We start from the raw sequence: 9,174 nt of genomic DNA, 5'->3' as shown, positions 1-9,174 counted from the left end.
GGCGCGGACGAAGGCGATTCTCGTCAACTCGCCGGCCAACCCGACCGGCAACTTGCTGACCGACGCGAACCTGGCGGCGATCGCCGCGCTCGGGCCGTGCGTCGTCTCGGACGAGATCTACCACGGCCTGGTCTACGCGGGGCGGGCCCGCTCGATCCTCGAGTTCACCGACAACGCCTTCGTGCTGAACGGCTTCTCCAAGAAGTACGCGATGACCGGCTGGCGCCTCGGCTACGTGATCGCGCCGCCGAAGTTCGTCCGCCCGATGCAGAAGCTGCAGCAGAACTTCCTGATCTCCGCCGGCTCGATCCCCCAGCACGCGGCGCTGGCCGCGCTGCGGGAGGCGGGGCCGGATGTGGCCCGGATGGTCGCGGTCTACGACGAACGGCGCCGCTTCCTGGTGCGCCGGCTGCGGGAGCTGGGGTTCGGCATCGCCGTGGAGCCGACCGGGGCCTTCTACGTGCTGGTCAACGCCCGGCACCTCGACGGGGATTCGCACCGTCTGGCGTTCGACATCCTCGAGAAGGCCGGGGTGGCGGTGACGCCGGGGATCGACTTCGGCCGCGCCGCCGAGGGCTTCCTGCGCTTCTCCTACGCCAACTCCCTCGAGCGCATCGCGGCGGCAATGGATCGCCTCGGGGAGTACCTCAAGGCGCGCTCGAAGCCCTGAGGACCCCCAGCGCCTAGTCCCAGACTCTTCTGTCGTCGATGAGCGGCGCGCCCTCGGGGATCGACCCGGGAGTGAGCTGCACGATCCGCGCGCCGAGCTTCGTCGTCTCCTTGACCCGGGCGGCGATCGCCTTGAGCGACGCCTCGCTCAGTGGCGCGGCGGCTGCGACCTCGATGATCAGATCGTCCATCGCGCGCTCGCGCACGATCGCCGCGCGGAAGCGCTCCACCGCGGGGAAGGACGTGAGGGCGTCGCTCAGCTGCGCCGGGTGCAGGAAGAGGCCCCGGACCTTCGTGCTCTGATCGACGCGGCCGAGGATGGCGGTGAGCCGGTGCGTCGTGCGCCCGCACGGGCAGGGCGTGGTGTCGAGCGCCGCCAGGTCGCCCGTGGCGAAGCGCAGCAGGGCGTAGACCGGGTTCAGCGGCGTGCAGACGACCTCGCCGGGCGTCCCCGGCTCGACGGGCGCGCCCGTGACCGGGTCGACGATCTCGACGAGCACGCCCGGGTCGAGGTGGAAGCCGCGGGCGGCCTCGCACTCGTAGGCGATCGCGCCGATCTCCGCGGTGCCGTATCCCTGGCGCACGTGGATGCCGTGCTCGCGCTGGAACTCGGCGCGCAGGCTCTCGGGGAGCTTCTCGGCGAGGACCAGCGCCTTGGCGATCGAGAGGCGCAGGTCGGACTTGCGCGCCTGCTCGAGCAGGACCTTGAGGTACGAGGGCAGCCCGATGTAGCCGTTGGCCCGGTAGTGCGCGGCGACGGCGACCTGCAACTCGCTGTTGCCGATCCCCGCGGGGATGACGACGCAGCCGATGCCGTGCGCCCCCTCCTCGAACATCGCGGCGGCCGGCGTGAGGTGGTAGCCGAAGCAGTTGAGGATGACGTCGCCGGCGGCGAACCCGATGGCGCGCATCGTGCGCTCCCAGCGGTAGTAGCCCGGCCCCTCGCCCTCGGGCTCGTAGATGGGCCCCGGCGACGCGAAGACGCGGCGCAGCCGCTCCACCGGCACCGCGAGCAGTCCGCCGAACGGCGGGTCCGCGGCCTGGAGCTTTGGGAGGTCGGACTTGCGCAGGACGGGGAAGCGCAGCAGGTCGGTCGCCTCGCGCAAGTCCCCCGGAGCGACGTCCGCGGCCTCGAGCCGCCGCACCAATCCCGGCGCGGCCTGCCACGCGCCCGACATCAACTCGCGCACGCCGGCGATCTGCTCGCGCAGCAACTCCTCCGCCGGAACGTATTCCTGCCCACCTGACTTCGTCATCGCCTTCCATTCCTCCCCAGAGGGACGTCAACGCACCATCGCCACGAAGACGCCGTGGTCGCCAGGGCACGTGCAGGGCGAAGGGGTGGCGCGGAGCGGGGGCCCCCCGGCGCGCGGACCGAAGGGAGCACGACGGGGGTGCGCAGCGACAGGACCCCGCAGCCCTACACGGTCACGAAAGCCAGCGCTTCCTCCTGCGATAGTGCTTGACGTCCCGGAAGCTCTTCTTGCCGCCCACCTGCGACAACCCCAGGTAGAACTCCTTGATGTCCTCGTTCTCCTTGAGCTTCTCGACCGTGTCGTCGAGCACGATCTTGCCGTTCTCCATGATGTAGCCGTAGTGCGCGATCGAGAGCGCCACGCGCGCGTTCTGCTCGACGAGCAGGATCGTCGCCTTCTCCTCCTCGTTGATGCGCTTGATGATCTCGAAGATCTCGCGCACCAGCAGCGGCGCCAGCCCCAGCGAGGGCTCGTCGAGGAGCATCAGCTTGGGCCGCGCCATGAGCGCCCGCCCGATCGCGAGCATCTGCTGCTCGCCGCCGGAGAGGTAGCCCGCGATGTTGTGGCGCCGCTCCTTCAGGCGCGGGAAATAGGTGAAGACCATCTCCATGTCCCGCTTCGCGTCGCGCCAGTGGCGCCGCGTGTGCGCGCCGGCGACAAGGTTGTCGTGCACGGTCAGCTCGTCGAACACCCGGCGCCCCTCCATCACCTGGAAGATGCCCTGCCGGACGATCGACTCCGGATCGGCGTTGTCGATGCGCTCGCCGAGGAACGTGATCGACCCGTCGGTGACCTCGCCCTCTTCGCTCTTGAGCAGGCCGGAGATCGCCTTGAGCGTGGTGGACTTGCCGCCGCCGTTGCCGCCGAGCAGGGCGACGATCTTCCCCGGCTCGACCTTCAGCGACATCCCCTTGAGCACGAGGATGACGTCGTTGTAGATGACCTCGACGTTGTTGAGGCTCAGGAGCGGCTCCATGGCCGGCGAATTATGCCATTCCCGGTAGGGAAACGGAAGGGACGCCCCCCTGGCAACTTGACACTAGCCGAAGACGGTCCAATAGCGGCTTGAGCCGGAGGGGTGGCGCGGAGCGGGGGCCCCCCGACGGGCGGACCGAAGGGAGCACGACGGGGGTGCGCAGCGACAGGACCACGCAGGCGGGCATAGGAAAGGGGGCGGGAACCAGTCCCGCCCCCTCGCGAATCGGAGGACCGACGCTGCGCGCCGGTGCCGTCTTCCCTACCGCTTGACGGAGACCTGCTTCACCAGGACGATCTTCCCGTCCTTGTCGACCTTCATGATGCGCAGCGAGGTGTTCGGCCGGTGGTCGGTCGGCGTGAAGGTGATCGGGGCCGAGAGCCCGCCGGTGTCGAAGTCCTTGATCGTCTCGAGCGCGGCCTTCACGCCCTGGGCGTTCAGGGCGTTGTTCTTGTCGGCGCGCTTGAGGGCCTCCCACATCACCATCATCGAGGTCCAGCCCTGGACGTAGGGCTCGGCGTGCGCGTCGTTCGGGTGGTTCTTCTTGTGCATCTCCATGATCGGCTTCATGCCGGGGACGTCGTCGCCCCACATCGTGAAGGGCACCATGCCGTAGGCCCGCTCCCGCGACGCCTCGCCGGTGAGCTTGAGCAGGTTCTCGTTGAAGCCCCAGACGTTGCAGATGAACTTGGTCGGGAGGCCGAGCTTCGCCGCGTCCTTGATGATGACCGCGGTGCTCGCGGCCGTGCCGCCGATCCAGGCCCAGTCCGGGTTGAACTTCTTCATCTCGGTGAGCTGGCTGACCGCGTCCGTGGCCTTGAGGCTGACGTCCTGGTCCGGGCCGATCTCGAAGCCGAGCGCCTTCGCGGCGTCCTTGCCGGCCGGGATCGGGTTCTTGCCGTAGGGGTGGTCCGGGTAGATGAAGACGACCTTCGGCTTGCGGCTCGTGTCGGTCCAGGTGTCGGCGATGTACTGCATCGCGGCGCGGATCGAGTCGCCGTAGCTGGTGCCGACGAAGAAGTTGTACGGGGTCTTCGACGGGTCGCTGATCCCAGTGTCGTAGGAGGCGGACATGTAGACGACCTGGTCGGCGTTCACCATCTCCTTGAGCGCGTTGGTGTCGCCCGTGCCCCACCCCTGGATCAGGTAGATGCCGTCGTCCTTGTAGGTCTTGTAGAGGTTGACCGCGTCCGGGATCTTGTAGGCGTAGTCGTTCGCCACCATCTCCAGCTTCTTGCCGTTGATGCCGCCGTTGGCGTTGATGTAGGCGACGGCGTCCTTGGCCGCCACCGCGTAGTCCGCGCCGACGTCCGAGGTCGCCCCGGTGATGTCGAAGATGCCGCCGATCTTGATCGTGTCCGCCGCCGGCGCGCTGCCGGCGCCGAAAAGGACCATCGCGGCGAGCGCCGCCGTGCCGAGCAGACCCGCGAAGAGCTTCCGTCCCGCCATCGCCTTACCTCCCTGTGAAGTTGTTGCCTGTCCCCGCCGCCGTGCGGCCGCCAGCAGCCGTCGCGCCGCCTCCGCCCGTGCAGGTGAACGCGAGAATACCATAGTCATTCAGTCGGATGTCGGGAAATCCGGACATCCGCGGGGCGGCACCGGCGCCGGGTCAGGCGGCGGGGCCGCTTCCCGCCGCCGGCGGGGGGACGGGCGCGGCATCGGCCTTCGCCGTCACGAGCCGGGTCAGGTACGCCGAGAGCAGCCCGCCGAGGTTGTCCCCTCCCTGCACCAGGAAGTCCGGCGTCACCTTGACGTTCCCGGCCGCGACCTGCTTGGCGATCTCGATCGCGGTGACGCCCTGGCTGCCGACCGCCTTGTTCTGCAGCTCATAGGCCTTGGCGGTGGCCTCGCCCATCGCGAGGATCTTGGCGCCCTCGGCCTCGCCGCGCGCCCGGATGCCCTTGGCCTCGCCCTCGGCGCGCAGGCGGATGCTCTCGGCCTCGCCCTCGGCGAAGCGGATCGCCTTCTGCTTGTTCTGCTCGGCGATCTTCACGCCGATCTCGGCCTCGACGAGGTTCTTCTGCTGGTCGGCCTCGGAGCGCGTCTTCTCGGTCGCGATGCGCGTCTGCTCGGCCTTCTGCTGGTCCTGGTACATCGCCTGCTGCTGCTGCGCGATGATCTTGCGCGTCTGCGTGTCCATCAGGTCCTGCGGCAGGTTGATCTGGCAGATCAGCACCGAGACGCACTCGACGTGGTAGCGCTCCAGCTCGGACTTCGCGCGGTCCTCGGCCTTGCGCTGCTCCTCCTGCCGGTCCTGCATGAAGTTCATCGCCGAGGTCGAGGAGGCCTGGTTGCGGAAGCTCGAGTCGATCATCGGGTGGATGACGTGCAGGATCAGGTTCTCGATCGAGCCGATCTTCGCGACCATGTACGGCGCTTGGTCGGGCCGCACGCGGATCACGACCTTGACCGACACGCTGATCTCGAAGCCGTCGCGCGAGATGACCTTCAGCGGGTTGAACCGCGTCTCCTTGGCGTCGTCCCAGTCGATGGTGATGTTCGTGGTGTCCACCACGTAGACCAGGTACGCGCGCCGGTTGAGGTAGTAGTACCCGGGGCCCGCGACCTCCTCCTGGATGCCGCGGTAGCCCTTGGCCACGACGTAGCGCTCGATGCCGACCTTGAGCCTGTCCTCGATCGTCTGGTAGGTCTCGGTGCCCTTGGCGGCCCCCTCCTGCCGCGCGGCGTCCTCGATGAGCGCCCGCACCTGCGGCGGCTCCTCGCCGACGTTCGAGACGACGACGGCGACCTGGCCGCGCTCGACCGTCGCCACGTCGTCGAGGTCGATCTTGAAGATCATGGGGTTGATGTAGTAGGTCCCGGGCTTGAGCACGTCGAACTGCGGGCCGCGCTGGCCGCCGGCCTGGAGGAACTTCGAGGCATTCTGGTAGTTGTCGTGCCCCTCGACCGGCTTGGCGACGTACTCGTCCTCCGGGAGCGCCTCGCCGTCAAGGGCCGTGATCAGGCCGACCTTGCTCGCCGGGACCACCGTGGCGTCCCGTGTCTCGACGTGGAAGAGGTCGGTGTTGATGCGGTAGGTGCCGGGCAGGAGCACGTCGATCTGCGGGCCCTTCTGCCCGCCGTTGGTGAGGAAGGCCTGGCCGTTCTCGAAGTTGGCATGTCCCTCGACCTTGCCGGCCAGCAGCCTCCCCGCCGGGATCGGCTGCCCGTCCATCGAGGTGACGACGCCGATCTTTCCCTTCTCGATCACCACCACCGGGACCTTGCGCACCGCGAACAGGTCGGGGTTGATGCGGTAGGTGCCGGGCGGGAGCACCTCGATCTGCGGGCCCTTCTCGCCGCCGTTCTTCAGGAAGGCCTCGCCGTCCTGGTAGGCGTTGTGGCCGCCGACCACGCGGGCGAAGATCTTCCCCGGCGGGATCGGGCTGCCGTCGGAGGCGATGAGCAGGCCGACCTCCATCTCGCCGATCGTCACCGCCGGCACCTTCCTGACGCGGAACAGCTCCGGGTTGATGCGGTAGGTGCCCGGCGGCAGCACCTCGATCTGGGGCCCCTTCTGGCCGCCGTTGTTCAGGAACGCGTCGCCGTTCTGGAAGGCGTTGTGGCCGGGCACGACCCCCGCAAAGATCTTCCCCGGCGGGATCGGGTCGCCGTCGGTCGAGGAGACGATCGCGATCTCGTTCTCCGCGACCTGCACGACGCCGGACTTCTTGAGGCGGAAGAGCACCGGGTTGATGCGGTACGTGCCGGGCGGGACGATCTGGATCTGCGGCCCCTTCTGGCCGCCGTTGTTCAGGAAGGCCTCGCCGTCCTGGAACGCGTTGTGGCCCGGGACGACGTGCGCGAAGATCCGGCCCGGCGGAACCGGGTCGCCGTCGATCGACTCGACGACACCGACCTCGCTTTCGGCGATCGGCGAGAACGACTCCTTCGACGTCCGGTAGAGGAACGGGATCAGCAGGTGCAGCCCCGGCCCGAGCGTGCGCGCCTGGATGCCGATCTCGCCGGCCAGCGCCATCACGCGCCCCTGCGGCATCTTCCGGCCGAACCAGCGGCGCTCGATGACCGCGATCTCGGTGCCGCCGACGATGACCACCGACTGCCAGAGCAGGACGAGGAACACCACCGCCCCGATGAACCAGAGGTAGTACGCGGTCAGGAAATGGTAGTAGCTCCACATGGCGCCCTCCCGTGCCGACCGGCACGCGCGATGCCGCGGATTCTCGGGGCAGGGAATGCCCAAGTCAAGCGGCGCGGAGCGGGCGTCACTCGCCGGCTGCTTCTCCCCAGAGCTCCTTGAGCCGGGCGTCGCGGCCGCAGTTGAAGCGGTAGAACTTGTAGCGGATGGGGTTCTTGCGGTAGTAGGACTGGTGGTAGTCCTCCGCCGGCCAGAACTCGCCGGCGGGCACGATCTCGGTGGCGATCGGCTCCTTGAAGCGGCCCGACGCCTCCAGTGCCGCCTTCGAGGCCTCGGCGGCGCTGCGCTGCGCCTCGTCGTGCCAGAAGATCGCCGAGCGGTACTGGTGGCCGGCGTCGCAGAACTGCCGGTCGCGCGCCAGCGGATCGATGTTGTGCCAGAAGACCTCCAGCAGCCGCTCGTAGCTGACGCGCGCGGGGTCGTACACGACGCGCACGGACTCGGCGTGGCCGGTGGTCCCCGCGGACACCTCTTCGTAGGTCGGGCTGCGCTTCGTCCCCCCGGTGTACCCGGCCTCGGTCGAGACGACGCCCGGCAGCCGGTCGTAGGGCGCCTGCATGCACCAGAAGCAGCCGCCGGCGAACGTGGCGGTGAGCAGCTTCGCCGGCTCGGCGGCCCGGGGGGCGTCCGCGGCGGAAGCGGCGGGGGAGCCGGCGCCCGCGGCCAGTGCGCACGCGGCGGCCGCGCAGAGCAGCGAGGACAGGACGCAGCGCGCGGCCACCGTCACTGCCTCAGCGCGGGGAGCGGCTCGCCCTGCGGGACGAAGAGCAGCGCGAGCCCGTTGTTGCACCAGCGCTTGCCGGTCGGCGCCGGCCCGTCGTCGAAGACGTGGCCCTGGTGCCCGCCGCAGCGGACGCAGTGGTACTCGGTGCGCGGCGTGAAGAGGCGGTAGTCGTGCTTCGTCGCCACGCGCCCCGCGATCGGCTGCCAGAAGCTCGGCCAGCCCGTGCCGCTGTCGTACTTGGCCGCCGCGTCGAACAGCGGCAGGAAGCAGGCGGCGCAGATGTAGGTCCCCGGGCGCGTCTCCTTGTCGAGCAGGCTGGAGAACGCGCGCTCCGTCCCCTCCTCGAAGAGGATGTCGAAGCGCTCCGGCGGCAGCAGGCGCCGCCACTCCGCGGCCGGCTTCACGAGCGGGGAGAACGCGGTCGCGCCGACGGTGACGCCCGGCGCTTCCGCCGCGTGCGCTTCCGCCGCGCCGGAGCCTCCGCCCTGGACGGCCGCGAGGAACCTGCGGATGCGACGGGCGTTCGCGCCGATGTCGCTCGTGCCGACGCGCGAGACGGAGCGGACGTCGATCCGGCTGCCGCCCTCGCGCGGCTCGATGCGCACGACGACATCGTCGACGAAGCCGTACCAGAACGTCCGGTCCGAGGCCTCGATGCGTCCGGTCCGCGCGTCCGCCGCCACGATCGTCCAGCCGAGGGCGCGCACGGCCTCCAACGCCCGCTGGAACGCCGCCTCGGCCGGCAGCGCCAGCAGCAGCGGCTGGATGTCGGGGTAGGCGCGGCGCTGCTGGGCCGCGACCGCCTCGCCCCCGTACTCCAGCCCGTTCGGGGCCCCGGCGCGCAGCGGCACGATCGCCGAGAAGGCGGGAGGCGACGCGGTGTCGGTGGTGATGTCGTGGATCGGCGGGACCTGGCGGGCGACGCGCACCAGGCGCCAGGGCCAGAGAAAGAGCGCCGCGCCGAGGACCACGACGACGACGGCAAGGGCGGGCGCCGCGCGGCCCCCGGCGCCGCGCGCGATGACCAGCCCCACGAGGGCGAGGCCCGCCGCGATCAGCCCGGCGAAGGCGGCGTAGCGCAGGATCGTGAAGCCGTGGCGGAAGGACCACCAGCCCCAGCGGTGCCCGAGGCCGGAGATGGGCTCGGCGACCGCGGCGAGGACGGTGAGCAGGCAGGCGGCGGCGATCCACGTCCAGGCGCGACCCAGCGACAGTTCCACTTGTTTCCCCCCGGGCCCGCCGCGTCTGTCCCTGGCCGGGCGGCCCGAGTCCAACGTAGACCGGCCGCGGCGCCGGTCAATGGGGTGAATTACCCAGACGTCCCGGGCACCCGCCGCCTCGGCGGCGTCACCGGGGGGCGTCGTCGGGGGGGGGGGGGGGGAGGGGGGGG

Annotated in this window: 7 protein-coding genes and 1 pseudogene; 1 reads left to right on the top strand and 7 read right to left on the bottom strand. The window is 70.0% G+C overall.

All coding sequences use genetic code 11. The annotated features are described in order from the left end of the window. The coding region (locus VI078_10825) for an aminotransferase class I/II-fold pyridoxal phosphate-dependent enzyme (protein HEY5999773.1) at nt 1-670 on the top strand (670 nt) is incomplete at its 5' end. Nucleotides 671-683: 13 nt separating this feature from the next. Here the strand turns inward: VI078_10825 and VI078_10820 are convergent. From VI078_10820 to VI078_10790, 7 genes and pseudogenes are all read right to left on the bottom strand, one after another. Then, nucleotides 684-1,925 carry an AMP-binding protein gene (locus tag VI078_10820; GenBank protein HEY5999772.1) on the bottom strand — a complete coding sequence of 414 codons (1,242 nt, stop codon included), beginning with the start codon at nt 1,923-1,925 and terminating at the stop codon, nt 684-686. 172 nt (nt 1,926-2,097) lie between these two features. Next, entirely contained in the window at nt 2,098-2,901 is an 804-nt protein-coding gene (locus VI078_10815) for an ABC transporter ATP-binding protein (GenBank protein HEY5999771.1), read from the bottom strand. 261 nt (nt 2,902-3,162) lie between these two features. Next, on the bottom strand, nt 3,163-4,350 hold the full coding sequence (locus tag VI078_10810; GenBank protein ID HEY5999770.1) for an ABC transporter substrate-binding protein: 1,188 nt from the start codon (nt 4,348-4,350) through the stop codon (nt 3,163-3,165). A gap of 160 nt (nt 4,351-4,510) precedes the next feature. Next, nucleotides 4,511-7,042: an SPFH domain-containing protein gene (locus tag VI078_10805; GenBank protein HEY5999769.1), complete on the bottom strand. Its 2,532-nt coding sequence runs from the start codon at nt 7,040-7,042 to the stop codon at nt 4,511-4,513. A gap of 85 nt (nt 7,043-7,127) precedes the next feature. Continuing rightward, nucleotides 7,128-7,781 carry a peptide-methionine (S)-S-oxide reductase MsrA gene (gene msrA, locus VI078_10800; protein ID HEY5999768.1) on the bottom strand — a complete coding sequence of 218 codons (654 nt, stop codon included), beginning with the start codon at nt 7,779-7,781 and terminating at the stop codon, nt 7,128-7,130. A gap of 2 nt (nt 7,782-7,783) precedes the next feature. Continuing rightward, a complete protein-coding gene (gene msrB, locus VI078_10795) occupies nt 7,784-8,188 on the bottom strand; it encodes a peptide-methionine (R)-S-oxide reductase MsrB (GenBank protein HEY5999767.1) in 405 nt (134 codons plus the stop codon). A gap of 99 nt (nt 8,189-8,287) precedes the next feature. Continuing rightward, nucleotides 8,288-8,713 (bottom strand): annotated as a pseudogene (locus tag VI078_10790) (DUF1499 domain-containing protein). Nucleotides 8,714-9,174 lie beyond the last annotated feature (461 nt).

This window comes from bacterium (genome assembly GCA_036524115.1).
Taxonomy (GTDB): domain Bacteria; phylum JAUVQV01; class JAUVQV01; order JAUVQV01; family DATDCY01; genus DATDCY01.
This window is presented reverse-complemented; position numbering and strand designations above follow the sequence as displayed.